Origin of the sequence: Enterobacter sp. 50588862 (genome assembly GCF_001462935.1) — a bacterium.
In the GTDB taxonomy this organism is placed as follows: Bacteria; Pseudomonadota; Gammaproteobacteria; order Enterobacterales; family Enterobacteriaceae; genus Enterobacter; species Enterobacter bugandensis.
Genome location: NZ_LNHM01000021.1, coordinates 461,453 through 482,713 on the forward strand (window position 1 = coordinate 461,453; position 21,261 = coordinate 482,713).

Consider the following 21,261-nt stretch of genomic DNA (forward strand, 5'->3'; position numbering starts at 1 on the left):
CCGGCAAAAGCATCAGGCTACGGCGCAGGATAGGTATAAACCTGATGCACCGCTTCAATCTCCGCTAATACCTCTTCACTCAGGTTCAGATGGAAACTCTCAATGTTAGTTTTCAGCTGTTCCATGGTCGTCGCGCCAAGCAGGGTACTGGCAACAAACGGCTGACGGCGCACGAAGGCCAGCGCCATCTGCGCCGGATCCAGGCCGTGGCGCTTCGCGATATCCACATAGGCAGCAACGGCTTTTTGCGTCTGCTCGCCGCTGTAGCGGGTAAAGCGGCTAAAGAGGGTATTACGCGCCCCGGCCGGTTTCGCACCGTTCAGGTATTTCCCCGTCAGGGTGCCGAAACCGAGGCATGAATAGGCGAGCAGTTCCACTTCCTCATATTGCGTCACTTCGGCCAGCCCCACCTCGTAGCTGCGGTTAAGCAGGCTGTACGGGTTCTGGATGGTGACGATGCGCGGCAGATCGTGTTTATCCGCCAGGTGCAGATAGCGCATTACGCCAAAGGCCGTTTCGTTGGACACGCCAATGTAGCGGATTTTTCCCGCTCGCTGGCATTCGGTCAGCGCCTCCAGCGTTTCCAGCAGCGTAACGGCGGGGGCGCTCTCATTCCAGCTGTAGCCGAGCTTGCCAAAACAGTTGGTTGGACGCTGCGGCCAGTGGACCTGGTAAAGGTCGAGATAGTCGGTTTGCAGGCGCTTCAGGCTCGCGTCCAGCGCGGCGCGGATATTTTTGCGATCGAGGATTTGGTTTGGGCGGATCCCGGCATCGTTGTTTCGCGCGGGGCCACTCACTTTCGAGGCGATAACCAGCTTTTCACGGTTACCGCGTTTTGCCAGCCAGTTACCGACGTAGGTTTCGGTAAGTCCCTGCGTTTCAGGGCGTGGAGGCACAGGGTACATCTCTGCGACATCAATCAGGTTAATCCCCTGGCTGACGGCATAATCGAGTTGTGCATGGGCATCGGCTTCGCTGTTTTGTTCACCAAATGTCATCGTGCCCAACCCCAGTTGACTTATCTCCAGAGCGCTGTGGGGGATACGGTGATAATGCATAGCCGGCTTCCTTCAATAGACATGTAGACCGCGTCAGGAACCTCCCGACAAAGGAATATAAACATGGCAGAGGGGAAGCAAAAGGGGAAGAAAAAAATCAAAAAGGCCAGTAGGCTACTGACCTCCGACTGTTATCGCTCAATAATTTGCGAGACTTCGTCGCGATTGATCTGCATTTTATTGCCTGCCTGGTCGTGGTAGCTGACCAGACCGGTATCATCGTCGACTTCAGGTTTACCGTCAGTCAGGATCATCCGGCCGTCTTTCGTCGCCATGACGTAATCGCTGCTGCAGCCCGAAACGGCAAACGCCAACCCGACTGCTGAAATTAACACCGCCCATTTTTTCATCGTTATCGTCCTCATCTGGCTCGTATCAAATCATAGTGTAGTATTAACCCGTTATAGCAACAGGGTGAAGCGGTAAAATCTTAAAAACCAGGCGATTATGTTTATGAGCTCGCAAAATAAGTAAAAAACTATGTTTTAAGTAAGAAATGACGAGCAAGCAGCGCGCCGGTGAAATTTTTTTTAAGATAAAAACCGCGCGGCAGCGTCAATATGGGTTCGCCCATCGCGCCGATCGCCTCGGTAAGCGCTTTGCTGTTTGCCGCTTTCGGGCGCAGCTGTAACACTTCTCCGTGCCGGGCGGTAATTCGCTCGACCTGACCGAGCACAATCATGTCCATCAGTTCTTCCCAGTCCAGGCGAAGCTGATGCTCCTCTTCTTCATCCGGGCTCCAGAGCAGCGGCGCGCCAACTCGGCGTTCAGCTAACGGGATCTGCCGTTCACCTTCAACCGGAACCCAAAGCACGCGATTCAGCTTATGGCGCACGTGGCTGGTTTCCCACGTTACGCCGGTATTGCCGGTTAAGGGTGCAACGCAGACAAAGGTAGTCTCCAGGGGCCGACCCTGGCGGTCGATAGGAATGGTTTTTAACTCTACGCCAAGGGCCGCGAAATCTTGCTCTGGCTTGCTCCCGGCGCTTGCCCCCAGCCACAGCTCCAGAAGCATGCCGATCCATCCCTTATCTCGTTTCAGATCCTTCGGGATCTGTAGCCCTGCCATCGCCGCCAGTTCGCCCAGCGAGAAGCCTGCAAGGCGCTGAGCCTGCTGTAGCAACTGGCTTTCGCTCGAAGGCGGTGAGAGCAAGGGTGAAAGCGGATGCATGACGATAACCTTTTGATTAAAAAATAAACGAAGAAACAGTCCCCTGTGGATAGAGTTTAACTTTTTCTGTACCAATATTCCATGTGCATGATTTATAGGTTTTTTATGAATTTTTTCACGGTTTCATCAGGGACGCAAAACGGGTTGTTCAAATCTGGTCACTGACAATAAACAGGATCTTACACCATGTTATCCACAGAAAAATGGGATAACTGGGCATAACCCTGACTACTGTTTCAATTTACAGCCTTGACGTGCGACGAAAATCCAAATTTCAGACAAATTGTGCCTAACTTATTGGCACAATCTGTGGATAAAACCGACGCTGTTCGATCTTTCATCAGCACGACGATCCCTGCTGTGACGATCGTCACGCTATTCTGCATTTTGTTTGTCGATATGAATATAAAATAATGAAAAATATGACTTTATGTTGAAGGCGAGAAATGGGAGGGCAGAGGTCATTTCAGGTTGTTCATCGGTAATCAGACACTTCTTCACAACTATATCCACAGAAAAGGTGAATAAAATTGCCCTTGAGACCGCACATCTGTTTATAACTCTGCGCTTATTTGTGAGTTATTCAAATGTTATTAGGTTGCAGGCCTGTAAGAGAGTGGTTTACCGCCTCACTGTAGTGTGAAACAATCATTCATATATAAGGTTTAGTTTGGGGTAGTCCGGTGATTGATGACGATGGCTACCGCCCGAACGTAGGAATAGTAATTTGTAATCGTCAGGGCCAGGTCATGTGGGCCCGTCGATATGGTCAGCACTCCTGGCAGTTCCCGCAAGGCGGGATCAATCCGGGAGAGTCCCCAGAACAAGCGATGTACCGGGAGCTTTTTGAAGAGGTCGGTTTAAGCCGAAAAGATGTTCGCATCCTTGCCTCGACCCGCAACTGGTTGCGTTACAAGTTACCGAAACGTTTGGTGCGTTGGGACACAAAGCCGGTTTGTATCGGCCAGAAACAGAAGTGGTTTCTTCTGCAGTTGGTGGGCAACGATTCGGACATCAATATGCAAACCAGCAGTACGCCGGAGTTCGATGGCTGGCGCTGGGTGAGCTATTGGTATCCTGTTCGTCAGGTCGTGTCATTTAAGCGCGATGTTTACCGTAGGGTGATGAAAGAGTTTGCAAGTGTGGTGATGCAGCTTCAGGAGATCCCGCCTAAGCCGCAGAGCGCACCTGCCTGGCGACGTAAAAGAGGTTAAGCTACGCAAATCATGCTCACCCGCTTGCGAGAAATAGTCGAGAAGGTGGCCAGCGCTCCGCGCCTCAACGAGGCGCTGAATATTTTGGTCACTGACATCTGTCTTGCGATGGAGACCGAGGTCTGTTCGGTGTATCTGGCCGACCACGATCGGCGCTGCTATTACCTGATGGCGACCCGCGGTTTGAAAAAGCCGCGGGGGCGCACCGTAACGCTCGCATTTGATGAAGGTATCGTCGGGCTGGTTGGGCGGCTGGCTGAACCTATCAACCTTGCCGACGCGCAAAAACACCCCAGCTTTAAATACATCCCTTCCGTAAAAGAAGAACGCTTCCGCGCGTTTCTGGGTGTGCCGATTATTCAGCGTCGTCAGCTACTCGGTGTGCTGGTGGTCCAGCAGCGCGAGCTGCGTCAGTATGATGAAAGCGAAGAGTCCTTCCTCGTCACGCTGGCGACACAGATGGCGGCGATCCTCTCTCAGTCTCAGCTTGCTGCGCTCTTTGGTCAGTACCGCCATACGCGCATTCGCGCCCTTCCGGCATCGCCAGGGGTGGCGATTGCGGAAGGCTGGATGGACGCCACGCTGCCGTTGATGGAGCAGGTCTACGAAGCCTCTACGCTTGATGAAGCGCTGGAGCGCGAGCGTCTTACCGCCGCGCTGGAAGAGGCGGCCAATGAGTTTCGTCGCTACAGCAAGCGCTTTGCCGCTGGTGCGCAAAAAGAGACGGCGGCCATCTTCGACCTCTACTCGCACCTGCTTTCCGACGCGCGTCTGCGCCGTGAGCTTTTTGCTGAGGTTGATAAAGGCGCAGTCGCGGAGTGGGCGGTTAAAAAGGTCATCGAAAAATTTGCCGAGCAGTTCGCTGCTCTGACCGACGGTTATCTGAAAGAGCGGGCGGGAGATCTCCGCGCGCTGGGACAGCGCCTGTTGTTCCACCTCGATGATACCATTCAGGGGCCGAATGCCTGGCCAAAACGGTTTGTGCTGGTGGCCGATGAACTTTCGGCAACAACACTGGCCGAGCTGCCGCAGGACAGACTCGCCGGGGTTGTCGTACGTGATGGTGCAGCGAACTCCCATGCCGCCATTATGGTGCGCGCGCTCGGTATCCCTACCGTTATGGGGGCGGATATTCAGCCCTCGGTGCTGCACCGCCGCACGCTGGTGGTTGATGGTTACCGCGGTGAACTGCTGGTCGATCCTGAGCCGGTTCTGCTCCAGGAATATCAGCGTCTCATCAGCGAAGAGAATGAATTAAGCAAGCTGGCGGAAGATGACGTTAACCTGCCCGCGCAGCTGAAAAGCGGAGAGCGGATCAAAGTCATGCTCAACGCCGGCTTAAGCCCCGAGCATGAAGAGAAGCTTGGCAGCCGAATTGACGGGATCGGTTTATACCGCACTGAAATCCCCTTCATGCTGCAGAGCGGTTTCCCCTCCGAAGAGGAGCAGGTGGCGCAGTATCAGGGGATGTTGCAGATGTTCAACGACAAGCCTGTCACCCTGCGAACCCTGGATGTCGGGGCGGATAAACAGCTGCCGTATATGCCCATCAGCGAAGAGAACCCGTGTCTGGGCTGGCGCGGGATCCGCATTACGCTCGATCAGCCGGAGATTTTCCTGATCCAGGTGCGCGCGATGCTGCGCGCCAACGCCGCGACGGGCAATCTCAGTATCCTGCTGCCGATGGTCACCAGCATAGATGAAATCGACGAAGCGCGGCGCCTGATCGAACGTGCTGGTCGTGAAGTGGAAGAGATGATTGGCTATGCGATCCCGAAACCACGGATCGGCGTCATGCTCGAAGTGCCATCTATGGTCTTTATGCTGCCGCAGCTGGCAAATCGCGTTGATTTTATCTCTGTCGGTACCAACGACCTGACGCAATATATTCTGGCCGTCGACCGGAACAACACCCGCGTCGCCAGTATCTACGATAGCCTGCACCCGGCGATCATTCGCGCGCTGGCGATGATTGCCCGTGAGGCTGAACAGTACGGTATTGATCTCCGCCTGTGCGGTGAAATGGCCGGAGACTCGATGTGTGTCGCGATCCTGATTGGTCTGGGGTATCGTCATCTGTCAATGAACGGCCGCGCAGTAGCGCGCGTGAAGTATTTGTTGCGGCATATCGACATCAATGATGCCCGCGAGCTGGCTGAGCGCAGCCTTGAGGCGCAGCTGGCCGCAGAGGTTCGTCACCAGGTGGCGGCATTTATGGAACGGCGCGGTATGGGCGGCCTGATCCGCGGTGGTCGCTAATCGTCTTTCGTCCTCTCCTTGTGGAGAGGGCGCCAGTGCGCACAAAATCCTATACACATCTTTTACATCTCTGGCGCATCCTCCGCGCCCGCCTTATGCTATGATTCGCAACTTTGGAGCCTCTGCTTAAGGCAGAATCGCATGTCTACCGCTGTCCACTTTCAGCGGAATAACAACATCTTGTGGTGACAGATGAACAGTGGTTATCTGCATTTTCCGGAGTTTGATCCGGTCATTTTCTCAGTAGGACCTGTTTCGCTTCACTGGTACGGTCTGATGTACCTGGTGGGCTTTATTTTTGCCATGTGGCTCGCGGGCCGTCGCGCCAGCCGTCCTGGCAGCGGCTGGACCAAAAACGAAGTTGAAAACCTGCTGTACGCGGGCTTCCTCGGCGTGTTCCTCGGTGGCCGTATTGGGTATGTACTGTTCTATAACTTCCCGGTGTTCCTGAACGATCCCCTCTACCTGTTCCGCGTCTGGGACGGCGGCATGTCCTTCCACGGCGGCCTGATTGGGGTGATCCTGGTGATGGTGATTTTTGCCAAACGCACCAAACGCAACTTCTTCCAGGTGTCAGATTTTATCGCACCGCTGATCCCGTTTGGTCTGGGGGCGGGTCGTCTGGGCAACTTTATTAACGGTGAGCTATGGGGCCGCGTTGACCCAAGCGTACCGTACACGATGCTCTTCCCGGGCTCCCGCGCGGAGGATATCGCGCTGCTGCCGTCGCACCCGGAGTGGCAGTCCATTTTCGATACCTACGGCGTGCTGCCGCGTCATATGTCCCAGTTGTATGAACTGGCGCTGGAAGGCGTGGTGCTGTTTATCATCCTCAACCTGTTTATTCGCAAGCCGCGCCCGATGGGAGCTGTTTCCGGACTGTTCCTGATTGGCTATGGCGCGTTCCGCATCATCGTTGAATTCTTCCGCCAGCCGGATGCGCAGTTTACCGGCGAATGGGTACAGTACATCAGCATGGGGCAGATCCTCTCCATTCCGATGATTGTCGCGGGTGCCATTATGATGATTTGGGCGTATCGTCGTCGTCCACAGCAACAACTTTCCTGAGGAACCATGAAACAGTATCTTGAATTGATGAAAAAAGTGCTCGATGAGGGCACGCCGAAAAACGACCGTACCGGTACCGGTACGCTCTCCATTTTTGGCCACCAGATGCGCTTCAATCTGCAAGAAGGCTTCCCTCTGGTGACGACGAAGCGCTGCCACCTGCGCTCGATCATTCATGAACTGCTCTGGTTCCTGCAAGGCGACACCAACGTTGCGTATCTGCACGAAAATAACGTCTCCATCTGGGACGAATGGGCAGATGAAAACGGCAACCTGGGCCCGGTTTACGGCAAGCAGTGGCGCGCATGGCCAACGCCTGATGGCCGCCATATTGACCAGATCACCACCGTGATGAACCAGCTGAAAAACGATCCGGACTCGCGCCGAATCATCGTTTCCGCCTGGAACGTGGGCGAGCTGGATAAAATGGCGCTGGCTCCGTGCCACGCGTTCTTCCAGTTCTATGTCGCAGACGGCAAGCTCTCCTGCCAGCTCTACCAGCGCTCCTGTGACGTGTTCCTCGGCCTGCCGTTTAACATTGCCAGCTATGCGCTGTTAGTCCACATGATGGCGCAGCAGTGCGACCTGGAAGTGGGTGATTTCGTCTGGACAGGTGGGGACACCCATCTTTACAGCAATCATATGGAACAGACGCATCTTCAGCTCACTCGTGAACCGCGCGCGTTGCCGAAGCTGATTATCAAACGCAAACCGGAATCGATCTTCGATTACCGCTTTGATGATTTTGAGATTGAGGGCTACGACCCGCACCCTGGCATCAAAGCGCCTGTCGCTATCTGATGCGGTAAAGCGTGACATAACCGGTGCTGTTTAGCGCCGGTTTTTTTTCGTCTTTATTTCGTTTTCCGAGGCGTTATCCAGAAAACGTGCAACGCGCTGCAACTCTCCTGATACTTCGGATAACGCCTCGTAAAACCATTATTCACCGCTCGCCACGCCCACGGCGAATCGCCACACTTCCCGCATGAAAAAAGAGAACGGCTTTACGCTTATCGAAACGCTGGTGGCAGTCTCGCTGGTTGTCATACTCAGCGCCTCAGGTCTGTACGGCTGGGACAGCTGGCAGCGGCAGCAGCGGCTGTGGCAAACCGCTGGCCAGGTGCGCGACTATCTGGTGTTTCTGCGCAACCATGCCAACCGCTACAACCGTGACCATCAAATTAGCCTTCAGCGGTTGGGGGAGACAGAGTGTCTGGTGAGCGCTGCCGTACAAGGCTGTGAGAAGGGCAGCCCCTTTGTTCTGATTCCAATCTGGCCAGAGGTCGCGGTGAGCGAGGTCACACCTTCATTAGGGTTCTATGGGTTAAGGGATACGGCATGGGCAGGGCGGATACGCCTGCAAAGCCGTGCCGGAGAATGGCTTATCCTGGTCTCAGACGGAGGGCGCATCAGAATGTGTAAGGTCTCACAAGGAGGTTCATGTCGATGAGACAACGCGGTTTCTCGCTGACAGAAGTTCTGATTGCCACGGCCATCAGTAGCCTGTTGTTGATTGGCGCATCGCGCTTTCTACCCGGATTGCAGCAGGCGGTATTACTGCAATCCGGCCAGAGAGAGCTGGAAGAAGAGGTCTGGCAGCGCCTGTTTGCTCTCGGCAAACAGCTTCAGCGTGCGGGTTACTGTGCGGGGAACTGCCAGGGGCAAGGGCTGGCGATCGCAAGGCAGGGCAGCTGCGTCATTGTTCGGTGGGATGCCAACAGTAACGGTCGCTGGGATCGCAGTGCATCAGAAAACGACAGCACCGGTTTTCGTCTGGAATCGGGCGCGCTGGAAACGCTTCGTGGGGCAACCTCGTGTGAAGGTCAGGGATGGGAAAAGCTCACGGACCCGGACAGGCTCGCCATCGCGCATTTTGTGGTGAGGAAAGTAACACACACCGGGTTTGCGCCGGAGCTGAATATCGAACTGTCCGCCCTGCGCAACGGCGATCATGGAGAGCCTTATCAGGCTTTGTATACGGTCACGGGGTACAACCTGTGAACCGTCAACGCGGTATGTCTTCGCTGGCGCTGGTTCTACTTTTACTGGTGCTTGGTACGCTGATCCTCACCGGCCTTAACCAGCAGCTGACAACGTTCAGCGCGCTCGTTGGCGGTGAGAGCCGTTCGCTGCAGCAGCAGGCTTCTGTACAGTCAGCGCTTGAGTGGGGACGCGTTCAGAGCTGGTCACCCGATCCTGAAGTCCAGTGCAAAAAGGCATCCGCGTGGCAAGTGTGTTTGCGGCGGCTGAGTGAGACCACTGTTTTACTGATTGCCGGAGTCAACGACCTGCTGCTCTGGCGTTCAGGAGAGATTATTGACGGTAATATTCGCTTTTCGCCTCACGGCTGGAGTGATTTTTGCCCGCTAAAGGAGCGTTCGCTATGCCAGCTGCCGTAAGCAAAGAAAAAGGATTTAGCATGGTTGAGGTTCTGCTGGCGATGATGCTGCTGGTCATCATCGTCACGGCACTGGCCGGTTATCATCGGGCGCTGGCGGCGCGGTTTACGCAGTTTAACCAGTATCGTCAGCTCTGGCACCACGCCTGGAATCAGGCTCAGCTCTCAACAAATGTTCTGCCCGCAGGCTGGCAGGCCAGTCGGGTGCAGACAACGCACGCAGGATGTGTCAGCATCACGGTTACACTTATTTCTCCTCTGGGGCGACGCGGTGAAATAACGCGTCTGCATTGCCCGGTTAGCCAGTAGTCGGGAGCGTCTATGTTAAGGGTCTACCACTCAAATCGTCTGGATGTGCTGGAAGCACTGATGGAATTTATTGTTGAGCGCGAGCGGCTCGACGATCCTTTTGAGCCTGAAATGGTGCTGGTGCAGAGCACCGGTATGGCACAGTGGCTGCAAATGTCGCTTTCCCGTAAGTTTGGCATTGCCGCGAATATTGATTTCCCGCTGCCCGCGAGCTTTATCTGGGAGATGTTTGTTCGCGTGTTACCGGACATCCCCGAGCAGAGCGCCTTCAACAAGCAGGGCATGAGCTGGAAGCTGATGGCGCTGCTGCCGGAAATGCTCCAGCACGATGAATTCGCCATGCTGCGCCACTACCTCAATGACGATACCGATAAGCGCAAGCTGTTCCAGCTGGCGTCGCGCACCGCCGATCTCTACGACCAATACCTTGTTTACCGTTCTGACTGGTTAATTCGCTGGGAAGCGGGCGAACTGGTTGAAGGGTTACCGGAGGCGCAAATATGGCAGGCACCGCTTTGGAAAGCGCTGGTCGAGCATACGGAGAAACTTGGGCAGCCTAAGTGGCACCGTGCCAACCTCTACGATCGGTTTATCTCAATACTCGAGAATGCGTCGGCGCGTCCAGCCCGACTGCCGTCACGCGTTTTTATCTGTGGGATATCCGCATTACCGCCTGTTTATCTGAAAGCGTTGAATGCGCTGGGTAAACATATCGATATTCATATTTTGTTCACCAACCCTTGCCGACAGTATTGGGGGGATATCCTCGACGAACGTTGGCTTGCGCGGCTGGTGACTCGCCAGCGAAAGCGCCTTTTTGAAGAACGATCCGTCCCGCTGTTTAAAGACGGCTCGACTGCCGGGCAGCTTTTTGATGAAGACGGCATCCAGAACCTGCCCAATCCACTGCTTGCCTCATGGGGGAAGCTGGGGCGTGATTACATTCACATGCTCTCCGATATTACGTCATCAGGCGAAGGTGACGTTGACGCCTTTGTCGAGATCGCCCCGGATAGTCTGCTGCATAATATTCAGTTAGATATTCTGGATCTGGAGAACCGCGCCGTCATGGGCGTGACGGCGAAAGAGTTTGAGCGCAGCGACAGCAAGCGGAAGCTGGACGCTGAGGATCGCAGTATCACGATCCATGTTTGTCATAGCCCGCAGCGTGAGGTCGAAGTGCTTCACGATCGACTGCTGGCGATGCTGCAGGACGACCCTGAACTGACGCCGCGCGATATCGTGGTGATGGTGGCGGACATCGACAGCTACAGTCCCTTTATTCAGGCCGTCTTCGGCAGTGCGACGGGTGAGCGATATCTGCCTTACGCCATCTCTGACCGTCGTGCCCGTCAGTCGCACCCGGCATTGCAGGCATTTATCACCCTGCTTTCACTGCCGGATAGCCGGTTTATCTCCGAAGATGTTCTGGCGTTACTGGATGTTCCCGTGCTGGCAGCCCGCTTCAACATCAATGAAGAAGGGCTGCGCTACCTTCGCCAGTGGGTAAACGAATCAGGCGTTCGCTGGGGCATCGATGACGATAACGTTCAGGAGTTCGAGCTTCCCCCAACCGGCCAGCATACCTGGCGGTTTGGCCTGACGCGTATGCTGCTGGGCTACGCCATGGAGAGCAGCCAGGGCGAGTGGAACGAAGTGCTGCCTTACGATGAGTCCAGTGGTTTGATTGCTGACCTGGTAGGGCATTTAGCTTCTCTGCTGATGCAGCTTAACCGCTGGCGCCGTGAGCTAATGCAGCCGCGTCCTCTTGAAGAGTGGCTCCCGGTGTGCAGGGCGTTACTTAATGATTTCTTCCTGCCAGACAACGACACCGAAGCGGCGATGGCGCTCATTGAAACGCAGTGGCAGGCTATCGTTGACGAGGGCGTGAATTCCCACTATCGCGAAGCGATTCCTTTGTCGCTGCTGAGAGATGAGTTGACGCAGCGCCTTGACCAGGAGCGAATCAGCCAGCGTTTCCTGGCAGGCCCCATCAATATCTGTACCCTGATGCCAATGCGCTCAATTCCCTTTAAGGTGGTCTGCCTGCTCGGCATGAACGACGGTATTTATCCTCGGGCCCTGGCACCGCTGGGGTTCGATTTGATGAACGCAGATCCAAAGCGGGGTGACCGTAGCCGTCGTGATGATGACCGCTATCTCTTCCTTGAAGCGCTTATCTCCGCTCAAAGTAAGCTCTATATCAGCTATATCGGTCGTTCCATTCAGGACAACAGCGAGCGCTTCCCCTCCGTTCTGGTGCAGGAACTGGTGGACTATATCGGCCAGAGCCACTATCTGGCTGGGGATGAGGCGCTTAACTGCGATGAAAGCGAGCAGCGGGTGAAGGCGCACATTACCTGTATCCACAGCCGCATGCCGTTTGACCCGGTAAACTATATTGTCAGCGAACAGCAGAGCTATGCCCGCGAATGGCTGCCAGCAGCGAAAAAAGAGGGGAGAGCCCATACGGATTTTATTCAGCCGCTTGATCCGCTGCCCATTAACACTCTGACTTTCGAACAGCTTCAGCGGTTTTGGGCGCATCCGGTGCGCGCCTTCTTCCAGCAGCGATTACGGGTCAACTTCCGCTCTGAAGAGAGCGAAATTCCTGATGCAGAACCCTTTACTCTGGAAGGGCTGGAGCGCTATCAGCTAAACCTCCAGCTGCTTAATGCGCTGGTTGAAGAGGAAGATGCAGACAAACTTTACCGGCGCTACCGTGCCGCAGGGCAACTACCTTACGGTGCGTTTGGGGAAATCGTCTGGGAGGCGCAGTGCCAGGAGATGACCGCTCTGGCGGAGCGCGTCAGGGAGCACCGCCAGCCCGGACAAAGCATCGAAATCGATCTCAGTTGCAAGGGCATACAGCTCACGGGCTGGCTAACCCAGGTTCAACCGGATGGGCTACTGCGCTGGCGGCCTTCTCTGCTCAGCGTTTCACAAGGATTGCAACTCTGGCTGGAACATCTTGTCTACAGTGCGGGTGGGAATAAAGGTGAAAGCCGGATCTTCGTGCGCAAAGAGGGCGAATGGCGCTTCCCACCTATGGAGGCAGAACAGGCGTTACGCTATCTGTCCTTGTATATTGAGGGCTATCTTCAGGGAATGAACAAACCCCTCCTGTTACTGCCCGAAAGTGGCGGTGCGTGGATAAAAGCCTGTTATGACGCGCAGAATGATGCGATGTTAACGGATGAGGCTTCGCTGCAGAAAGCGCGCAGTAAATTTATGCAGGCCTATGAAGGAAACATGATGGTACGCGGTGAAGGTGAGGATGTCTGGTATCAACGTCTATGGCGAACGCTTGAGCCAGAATACTTCGAGGCTATTACGGAAGAGGCACAGCGCTACCTGTTACCGTTGTTTAAGTTTAATCAGTCCTGAGCGCTGTATAAAAATTGCGCAGTATGGGGTGTTCATTTATGATGCACTTCTTATCACGGATTGATGTACCTAAATAAAGAGATGTTGGCGTGTCCAGCACGCAGTTTGTTAATGATGTAGCCGTGATAAAGAGGTCGTAATGCCAGGCAGCACCTTGTTCAAAGCGTTTGTTTTGTTTGTCGCCCTTTGGGCTCCCGTCACTCAGGCAGACTCCGGTTGGCAACCCGTTCAGGAAACTATCCGTAAGAGCGAAAAAGATACCCGTCAGTATCAGGCTATCCGCCTCGATAACGGTATGACCGTGCTGCTGGTTTCCGATCCGCAGGCGGTGAAATCCCTCTCGGCGTTAGTGGTGCCGGTTGGATCGCTGGAAGATCCTGAGGCGCATCCGGGGCTGGCGCATTATCTCGAACACATGACGCTGATGGGCTCTAAAAAATATCCGCAGCCGGATAGCCTTTCTGAATTCCTGAAAATGCACGGCGGCAGCCACAACGCCAGCACGGCACCGTACCGCACGGCCTTTTATCTCGAAGTCGAAAATGACGCGCTGGCAGGGGCGGTTGATCGTCTTGCCGATGCTATCGCCGCGCCGCTGCTGGATAAAAAATACGCCGACCGCGAGCGCAATGCCGTCAATGCGGAGCTGACTATGGCCCGTACCCGGGACGGTATGCGTATGGCGCAGGTCAGCGCCGAGACCATCAACCCGGCGCATCCGGGCTCACGTTTCTCGGGCGGTAACCTGGAGACGCTGAGCGATAAACCGGGAAGCCCGGTCATTGACGCCCTGCATGCGTTTCGTGACAAATACTACTCCGCCAACCTGATGAAGGCGGTTATTTACAGCAACAAATCGTTGCCGGAGCTTGCCGGACTGGCGGCACAAACGTTTGGCCGGGTGCCGAATAAAAATATTGACCTGCCGAAGATAGACGTACCGGTTGTCACGGACGCGCAAAAAGGGATCGTCATCCACTATGTCCCTGCCATGCCCCGCAAAGTGCTGCGCGTTGAGTTCCGCATTGATAACAACACAGCCCAGTTTCGCAGTAAAACCGACGAGCTGGTGACCTACCTGATTGGTAACCGCAGCCCGGGAACCTTATCTGACTGGCTGCAAAAACAGGGGCTGGTGGAAGGGATCCGCGCCGATTCCGATCCCGTGGTAAACGGCAACAGCGGCGTGCTGGCGATCTCCGCCACCCTGACCGACAAAGGTCAGGCCAACCGTGATGAAGTGGTGGCGGCTATCTTTAGCTACCTCTCTTTACTGCGCGAGAAAGGCGTCGATAAGCGCTATTTTGATGAACTCGCGCACGTGCTGGATCTCGATTTCCGTTACCCTTCCATTACCCGCGATATGGATTACGTGGAGTGGCTGGCGGATACCATGATCCGCGTGCCGGTGGCGCACACGCTCGACGCGGTCAATATTGCCGATCGTTATGATGCCGAGGCGGTAAAAGCGCGCCTGGCGATGATGACGCCGCAAAATGCCCGCATCTGGTACATCAGCCCGAACGAACCGCATAACAAGACGGCATACTTTGTTGATGCCCCTTATCAGGTAGACAAAATCAGCGACCAGACCTTCGCCGACTGGCAGAAGAAGGCCGGTGAGATTGCGTTGAAGCTGCCGGAGCTGAACCCCTATATCCCGGATGATTTCTCGCTGATCAAAACGACTAAGGATTATCCGCACCCGGAGCTCATTATTGATGAACCGACGCTGCGCGTGGTGTATACCCCAAGCCGTTATTTTGCGAGCGAGCCAAAGGCCGATGTCAGCGTGGTCCTGCGTAACCCGAAAGCGATGAACAGCGCCAAAAATCAGGTGATGTTCGCGCTCAATGACTATCTGGCCGGTATCGCGCTCGATCAGCTCAGCAACCAGGCGGCCGTGGGCGGGATCAGCTTCTCCACCAATGCCAACAACGGTTTGATGCTTAATGCAAATGGCTATACTCAGCGTCTGCCTCAGCTTTTCAAGGCACTGCTCGAGGGTTACTTCAGCTACACGCCAACGGAAGAGCAGCTTGAGCAGGCTAAATCCTGGTATGCGCAGATGATGGATTCTGCAGAAAAGGGCAAAGCTTACGATCAGGCGCTTATGCCGGCGCAAATGCTGTCGCAAATACCTTATTTCCAGCGTGAAGAACGCCGTGCCTTGCTGCCATCAATCTCATTAAAAGAGGTGCTGGCTTACCGTGACTCGCTAAAAACCAACACGCGCCCGGAGTTTCTTATCGTCGGCAACATGAGCGAAGATCAGGCCAAAACGCTGGCAGAAAATGTTCGCACGCAGCTCGGTTCGAAAGGGGACGAGTGGTGCCGTAACCAGGACGTGCTGGTTGAGAAAAAACAGAATGTGATCTTTGAAAAAGCGGGGAGCAGCACCGATTCCGCGCTGGCCGCGGTGTTTGTGCCAACGGGCTATGATGAATTCGCAAGCTCTGCGCAGAGCGCCGTTCTGGGTCAGATTATTCAGCCGTGGTTCTATAACCAGCTGCGCACAGAAGAGCAGCTTGGCTATGCGGTATTTGCTTTCTCAATGAACGTGGGGCGTCAATGGGGGCTGGGCTTCCTGCTGCAAAGCAGCGACAAACAGCCAGCCTATCTCTGGCACCGCTATCAGGCGTTCTTCCCGCAGGTGGAAGCAAAACTGCGGGCCATGAAGCCGGAAGAGTTTGCTCAGATCCAGCAGGCCGTCATCGCGCAGGTGATGCAGCCGCCGCAGACGCTGGGCGAAGAGGCGTCACAGCTGAGCAAAGATTTCGATCGCGGTAATCTGAAATTTGATTCGCGTGATAAAGTAGTGGCCGAGATAAAACAGCTGACGCCGCAGAAGGCTGCCGATTTCTTCCATCAGGCCGTGATTAAGCCGCAGGGCATCACTATCCTGTCTCAGGTTTCCGGTAGCCAGAACGGGAAAACGGACTACGTGAACCCGAAAGGCTGGAAAGTCTGGAAGAGCGTCAGCGCGTTGCAGCAATCTATGCCCTGGAGTAAGAAAGAATGACCGATACCGCTGAGTCCCTTGATCCCTTACGTTTACCTCTGCAGGGTGAACGATTGATTGAAGCCTCAGCGGGAACGGGAAAAACCTTCACCATCGCCGCGCTCTATCTGCGCCTGCTGTTAGGGCTTGGCGGTAACGCCGCTTTTCCTCGTCCTTTGAGCGTTGAAGAGCTACTAGTTGTTACCTTTACCGAGGCCGCCACCGCTGAGCTGCGCGGCCGTATTCGGAGCAATATCCACGAACTGCGTATCGCCTGTCTGCGCCAGAGCACGGATAACCCTCTTTACGCGAGCCTTCTGGAAGAGATCGCCGATAAGCAACAGGCAGCCCAGTGGCTGCTCCTCGCAGAAAGGCAGATGGACGAAGCGTCCGTCTTCACCATTCACGGTTTTTGCCAGCGCATGCTGAGCCTGAATGCGTTTGAATCCGGCATGCTGTTTGAGCAACAGCTTATTGAAGATGAATCCGTGCTTCGCTATCAGGCCTGCGCGGATTTCTGGCGTCGCCACTGTTATCCGTTACAGCGGGATATTGCGGAAGCGGTACATGCGTTGTGGAAGGGGCCCGAAGCGCTGCTGCGCGCCATCGATCGTTATCTTCAGGGGGAAGCGCCGGTCATCAAATCTCCGCCCCCGGCGGATGAAACCCTGGCCTCACGCCATGAAAAAATCATCGCTAAAATTACCGACATCAAACAAAAATGGATTGAGTCAGTCGGTGAGATTGACGCGGTCATCGAGAATTCCGGGATCGATCGACGTAAGTTCAATCGCGGCAACCAGGGCAAATGGATCGAGAAGATCAGCGCGTGGGCGCAGGAAGAGACGCGCGGTTACCAGCTCCCGGATGCGCTGGAGAAATTCTCCCGGCGTTTCCTGGTTGAGCGGACCAAAGCCGACGGTATCGTTCCTGAACATCCCCTGTTTCTGGCGATTGAAACCCTGCTGGCGGAGCCCCTGACGCTCAACGATCTGATGATCACTCGCGCCATGACGGAGATCCGCGACGCCGTCGCGCGTGAAAAGCGTCGCCGGGGCGAACTGGGGTTCGACGATATGCTGAGCCGACTTGATGCGGCGCTGTGCAGTGAAAATGGCGAAGCGCTTGCCGCCGCGATTCGCACCCGCTTCCCGGTGGCAATGATTGACGAATTTCAGGATACCGACCCTCAGCAGTACCGCATTTTCCGCCGTATCTGGCGCCAGCAGCCCGGCACCGCGCTGTTGTTAATCGGCGATCCTAAGCAGGCCATTTACGCCTTCCGCGGTGCGGATATTTTCACCTACATGAAAGCCCGCAGCGAGGTTGACGCGCACTACACGCTCGACACCAACTGGCGCTCTTCTCCCGGCATGGTAGAAAGCGTCAATGCGCTCTTCAGCCGCATGGATACGGCGTTTATGTTCCGGGACATCCCTTTCCAGCCGGTCAAGTTCGCCCCTAAAAATACCGCGTTGCGCTTCGAGGTTAATGGCGAAACTCAGCCAGCCATGAACTTCTGGCTACTTGACGGGGAAGGCTGGGGCGTCGCGGACTATCAAAATGCTATGGCCCAGCACTGTGCGGCGCAAATTAGGGACTGGCTCAGCGCAGGCGCGCGCGGCGATGCGCTGCTGTGGAAGGAGGATAAACCAGCCCCGGTAAAGGCATCTGATATCACGGTGCTGGTGCGCAGCCGTCAGGAGGCCGCGCTTATCCGCGACGCCCTGACGCTACTGAATATACCGTCCGTCTACCTCTCCAACCGCGACAGCGTTTTTGAAACGCTGGAAGCCCTCGAGATGCTATGGCTGCTGCAGGCTGTGCTGGCCCCGGAGCGTGAAAGCACGCTCCGCAGCGCCTTAGCGAGCGCGATGCTCGGGCTGAACGCGCGTGACATTGATGCGCTTAATACTGACGAATCCGCGTGGGATGCTGTGGTAGAAGAGTTTGTGCGCTACCGTGAAAAATGGCAGAAGCGCGGCGTGATGGCGATGGTGCGCGAGCTCATGGCACATCGTCACATTGCGGAAAACATGCTGGCGACAGCGGGCGGCGAACGCCGTCTGACCGATATTTTGCACATCAGCGAGCTGCTCCAGGAAGCGGGTACGCAACTGGAGAGCGAGCATGCTCTGGTGCGCTGGCTGGCCCAGCAGATTGCCGACCCTAACAGCAATTCTTCCAGCCAGCAGATGCGCCTCGAGAGCGATAAACATCTGGTGCAGATCGTCACCATTCACAAGTCGAAAGGCCTGGAGTATCCGCTGGTCTGGCTGCCGTTTATCGCCAATTATCGCGTGCAGGACCAGGCTTTTTACCACGATCGCGAGTCGTTCGAAGCGGTACTCGACCTCAGCAACGCGGAGTCCAGCGTCGAGCTGGCCGAAGCGGAGCGTCTCGCGGAAGACCTGCGCCTGCTATACGTGGCGCTGACCCGTTCGGTCTGGCACTGTTCCCTGGGCGTCGCGCCGCTGTTCCGTCACCGTGGCGAAAAGAGCGGCGAGAGTGATTTTCATCTGAGCGCGCTGGGGCGGCTTATTCAGCGCGGCGAGCCTAAAGATGCCGCAGGGCTGCGCCAGTGCATCGAATCACTTTGCTCAGAGCATGTTGCCCTGCATATTCCCTCCCAGCCCGACAGCAGCCGCTGGCAGACGCCGGAGCAGGGAGAGTCAGCGCTGCATGCCCGCGAGGTGGCTCGCACAATCGCTGACGACTGGCGCGTCACCAGTTACTCCGGTTTACAGCAGCACGGACAGAGTATTGCGCAGGATCTGATGCCAAAACTGGACGTGGATGCCGCTGGGGCCGGGAGCGTGCCCGTCGAGCCGGCGCTCACGCCGCATCAGTTTCCGCGCGGCGCCTCGCCGGGCACGTTTTTGCACAGCCTGTTTGAAGAGCTGGATTTTACCCAACCGGTATCAGAAGAGTGGGTGCTGAAGATGTTACAGAGCGGAGGCTACGACGCACAGTGGCAGCCTGTTCTCACTGAATGGATCCGCGCTGTTCTGCACGCGCCGCTCACGGCGCAGGGGATCTCGCTGAGCCAGCTGACCGCCAAAGATAAGCAGGTGGAGATGGAGTTTTACCTCCCCATCGCCAGCCCGCTCAGGGCCGAGGCGCTTGATGCGCTGATCCGCGAGTACGATCCGTTATCCGCCGGGTGTCCGCCGCTGAATTTTCGCCAGGTGCAGGGGATGCTGAAAGGCTTTATCGACCTGGTTTTCCGCCATGAAGGGCGCTACTACCTGTTGGATTACAAATCGAACTGGCTGGGGGCAAACAGCGAAGCTTATACCCAGCAGGCGATGGCCTCAGCGATGCAAATGCATCGCTACGATCTGCAGTATCAGCTTTACACCCTGGCGCTGCACCGTTACCTGCGCCATCGCATGGCCGATTATCGCTATGAAGATCATTTTGGCGGCGTCATTTACCTGTTTCTGCGCGGCGTGGATGCTAACGACCCGCGTTCGGGTATCTTCAGCACCCGCCCGGCTGCGGAGTTGATTGAAAAGATGGATAACCTGTTTGCTGCAAGCACGGAGGAAGTAGCATGACGATGCAGGCGCTACTGCTGGACGCAATTGAACAACGTGCACTTCGCCACCTGGACGTACAATTTGCCATGATGGTGGCGAGCGAAGAGCCTGCCGTCATGCTTGCCGCGGCGATCCTGAGTAAAGATGCGGGAGAAGGGCATGTCTGTCTGCCGCTTTCACGTCTGGTGGTGGATGAGAAAATGCCGCCGGCTTTACAGGCGTGTTTCGCGCTTCTGGGTGAGGCAGTGGACTGGCAAGAAATATTACTCCGCTCGCCCGCCGTCAGCAGCGCCGATACCGGTACGCCAATGATTTTGACGGGTGAACGTTTGTATCTGAACCGGCTGTGGCGTAACGAACTGACGGTGGCGCGCTTCTTCAGCGAGACCAATACTCCGCTTCCGTGCGATGAAGCACTGCTCCGGCAAACGCTGGATACGCTGTTTACCTCTGACGACGAGACAGACTGGCAGAAAGTGGCGGCAGCAGTGGCGTTAACGCGGCGGATATCGGTGATTTCGGGCGGGCCGGGCACCGGTAAAACGACCACCGTAGCTAAGCTGCTTGCCGCGCTGATTCAGTTATCGGGTGAGCAAAAGTGTCGTATCCGCCTGGCGGCACCCACCGGTAAAGCGGCTGCACGTCTGACGGAGTCGTTAGGCGGCGCGCTGCAAAAACTGCCGCTCACCGGGGAGCGGCTTGCGCTTTTCCCTAATGAAGCCAGCACGCTGCACCGCTTGCTCGGCGCGCAGCCGGGTAGCCAGCGTCTGCGCTACCATGCCGGTAACCCGCTGCATCTGGACGTGCTGGTGGTGGATGAAGCATCGATGATTGACCTGACGATGATGTCGCGTTTGATTGATGCGTTGCCGCCGCACGCGCGCGTCATTTTCCTCGGCGACCGCGATCAGCTTGCCTCCGTTGAGGCCGGGGCCGTGCTGGGCGATATCTGCACCTATGCCAGCCTGGGGTATACCGCTGAACGCGCTGAGGAGCTGGCGCGCCTGACCGGATGTTCGCTCGCGGCTGAAAACCATTTACTTGCGGGGGCGCTGCGCGACAGCCTGTGTCTGCTGCAAAAAAGCTACCGTTTTGGCAGCGACTCCGGCATTGGTCAGCTTGCGGCGGCGGTGAACCGGGGCGACCGGCACGCTACCTGTGCGGTATTTGACGGAACCTTTACCGATATTGAGAAAAAATCGCTGCAAACCGGGGAAGAGTATCAGGCGATGCTGGATGACGCCCTGCTGGGGTATCAACATTTTCTGACGGGCGTACAGCAGCAAAGCACGCCGGAGCAGGTCATTGCCGCGTTTGGCGAATACCAGCTGCTCTGCGCGTTGAGGGAAGGGCCCTTTGGCGTCAGCGGCCTGAATGACAGGCTGGAACAGCTGCTGGCGCAAAAGCGTAAAATCAACCGTACTCCGCACTCGCGCTGGTATGAAGGCCGGCCGGTGATGATCTCCCGCAACGACAGCGCGCTGGGGTTGTTTAACGGGGATATCGGGATTGCGCTCGATCGCGGGCAGGGGCTCCGCGTCTGGTTCCAGATGCCGGACGGTAGCGTGAAGTCCTTCCAGCCGAGCCGTTTGCCCGAGCATGAAACTGCCTGGGCGATGACGGTGCATAAATCCCAGGGTTCTGAGTTTAACCATGCGGCACTTATCCTGCCCACACAGCTTTCCCCCGTCGTTACCCGCGAGCTGATCTATACCGCCATTACGCGCGCGCGTCAGCGCCTGTCGCTGTATACCGATGAACGGGTGCTGGTACAGGCGATTGCCACCCGCACGGAGCGCCGAAGCGGGCTGAGCGCGATATTTGACTCCCTCTGAACGACGCCGGCAAAGAAAG

General features: G+C 56.1%; 15 protein-coding genes. 12 read left to right on the forward strand and 3 right to left on the reverse strand.

Translation table 11 applies throughout. The annotated features are described in order from the left end of the window. Positions 1 to 17 precede the first annotated feature (17 nt). The 3 genes from APT89_RS10085 to mutH all read right to left on the reverse strand — a co-directional run bounded on the left by APT89_RS10085 (position 18) and on the right by mutH (position 2,229). A complete protein-coding gene (locus APT89_RS10085; protein ID WP_028014287.1) occupies positions 18 to 1,058 on the reverse strand; it encodes an NADP(H)-dependent aldo-keto reductase in 1,041 nt (346 codons plus the stop codon). A 131-nt stretch (positions 1,059 to 1,189) separates the two neighbouring features. Then, entirely contained in the window at positions 1,190 to 1,408 is a 219-nt protein-coding gene (locus APT89_RS10090) for a YgdI/YgdR family lipoprotein (RefSeq protein ID WP_014885085.1), read from the reverse strand. A gap of 128 nt (positions 1,409 to 1,536) precedes the next feature. Continuing rightward, entirely contained in the window at positions 1,537 to 2,229 is a 693-nt protein-coding gene (gene mutH, locus APT89_RS10095; RefSeq protein ID WP_028014286.1) for a DNA mismatch repair endonuclease MutH, read from the reverse strand. A 683-nt stretch (positions 2,230 to 2,912) separates the two neighbouring features. Here mutH and rppH point away from each other — a divergent pair. From rppH to recD, 12 genes are all read left to right on the forward strand, one after another. Continuing rightward, positions 2,913 to 3,443: an RNA pyrophosphohydrolase gene (gene rppH, locus APT89_RS10100; RefSeq protein WP_013098553.1), complete on the forward strand. Its 531-nt coding sequence runs from the start codon at positions 2,913 to 2,915 to the stop codon at positions 3,441 to 3,443. Positions 3,444 to 3,455: 12 nt separating this feature from the next. Further along, positions 3,456 to 5,702, forward strand: coding sequence for a phosphoenolpyruvate--protein phosphotransferase (ptsP, locus tag APT89_RS10105; protein WP_028014285.1), 2,247 nt, complete (start codon positions 3,456 to 3,458; stop codon positions 5,700 to 5,702). A 192-nt stretch (positions 5,703 to 5,894) separates the two neighbouring features. Further along, on the forward strand, positions 5,895 to 6,770 hold the full coding sequence (gene lgt, locus APT89_RS10110; RefSeq protein WP_028014284.1) for a prolipoprotein diacylglyceryl transferase: 876 nt from the start codon (positions 5,895 to 5,897) through the stop codon (positions 6,768 to 6,770). 6 nt (positions 6,771 to 6,776) lie between these two features. Next, entirely contained in the window at positions 6,777 to 7,571 is a 795-nt protein-coding gene (gene thyA, locus APT89_RS10115) for a thymidylate synthase (RefSeq protein WP_013098550.1), read from the forward strand. Between the two features lie 184 nt (positions 7,572 to 7,755). Continuing rightward, positions 7,756 to 8,220 (forward strand): prepilin peptidase-dependent protein, encoded by a 465-nt coding sequence (locus APT89_RS10120; RefSeq protein WP_047364468.1) that lies wholly within the window; start codon positions 7,756 to 7,758, stop codon positions 8,218 to 8,220. Then, positions 8,211 to 8,771 (forward strand): prepilin peptidase-dependent protein, encoded by a 561-nt coding sequence (locus APT89_RS10125; protein ID WP_047364467.1) that lies wholly within the window; start codon positions 8,211 to 8,213, stop codon positions 8,769 to 8,771. The genes APT89_RS10120 and APT89_RS10125 overlap by 10 nt, the downstream gene beginning before the upstream one ends. Further along, on the forward strand, positions 8,768 to 9,169 hold the full coding sequence (locus tag APT89_RS10130) for a DUF2509 family protein (protein ID WP_045629963.1): 402 nt from the start codon (positions 8,768 to 8,770) through the stop codon (positions 9,167 to 9,169). Before APT89_RS10125 ends, APT89_RS10130 begins: the two co-directional genes overlap by 4 nt. Beyond that, positions 9,154 to 9,477, forward strand: coding sequence for a prepilin-type N-terminal cleavage/methylation domain-containing protein (locus tag APT89_RS10135; RefSeq protein WP_041908385.1), 324 nt, complete (start codon positions 9,154 to 9,156; stop codon positions 9,475 to 9,477). Before APT89_RS10130 ends, APT89_RS10135 begins: the two co-directional genes overlap by 16 nt. Before the next feature lie 12 nt (positions 9,478 to 9,489). Beyond that, positions 9,490 to 12,864 carry an exodeoxyribonuclease V subunit gamma gene (gene recC, locus APT89_RS10140; protein WP_047364466.1) on the forward strand — a complete coding sequence of 1,125 codons (3,375 nt, stop codon included), beginning with the start codon at positions 9,490 to 9,492 and terminating at the stop codon, positions 12,862 to 12,864. A 139-nt stretch (positions 12,865 to 13,003) separates the two neighbouring features. Next, positions 13,004 to 15,886, forward strand: coding sequence for a pitrilysin (ptrA, locus tag APT89_RS10145; protein ID WP_047364464.1), 2,883 nt, complete (start codon positions 13,004 to 13,006; stop codon positions 15,884 to 15,886). Continuing rightward, positions 15,883 to 19,425, forward strand: a complete 3,543-nt coding sequence (recB, locus tag APT89_RS10150; RefSeq protein WP_060572243.1) for an exodeoxyribonuclease V subunit beta — start codon at positions 15,883 to 15,885, stop codon at positions 19,423 to 19,425. Before ptrA ends, recB begins: the two co-directional genes overlap by 4 nt. Then, positions 19,422 to 21,242 (forward strand): exodeoxyribonuclease V subunit alpha, encoded by a 1,821-nt coding sequence (gene recD / locus APT89_RS10155; RefSeq protein WP_045629959.1) that lies wholly within the window; start codon positions 19,422 to 19,424, stop codon positions 21,240 to 21,242. Before recB ends, recD begins: the two co-directional genes overlap by 4 nt. The last annotated feature ends 19 nt before the right edge of the window (positions 21,243 to 21,261 follow it).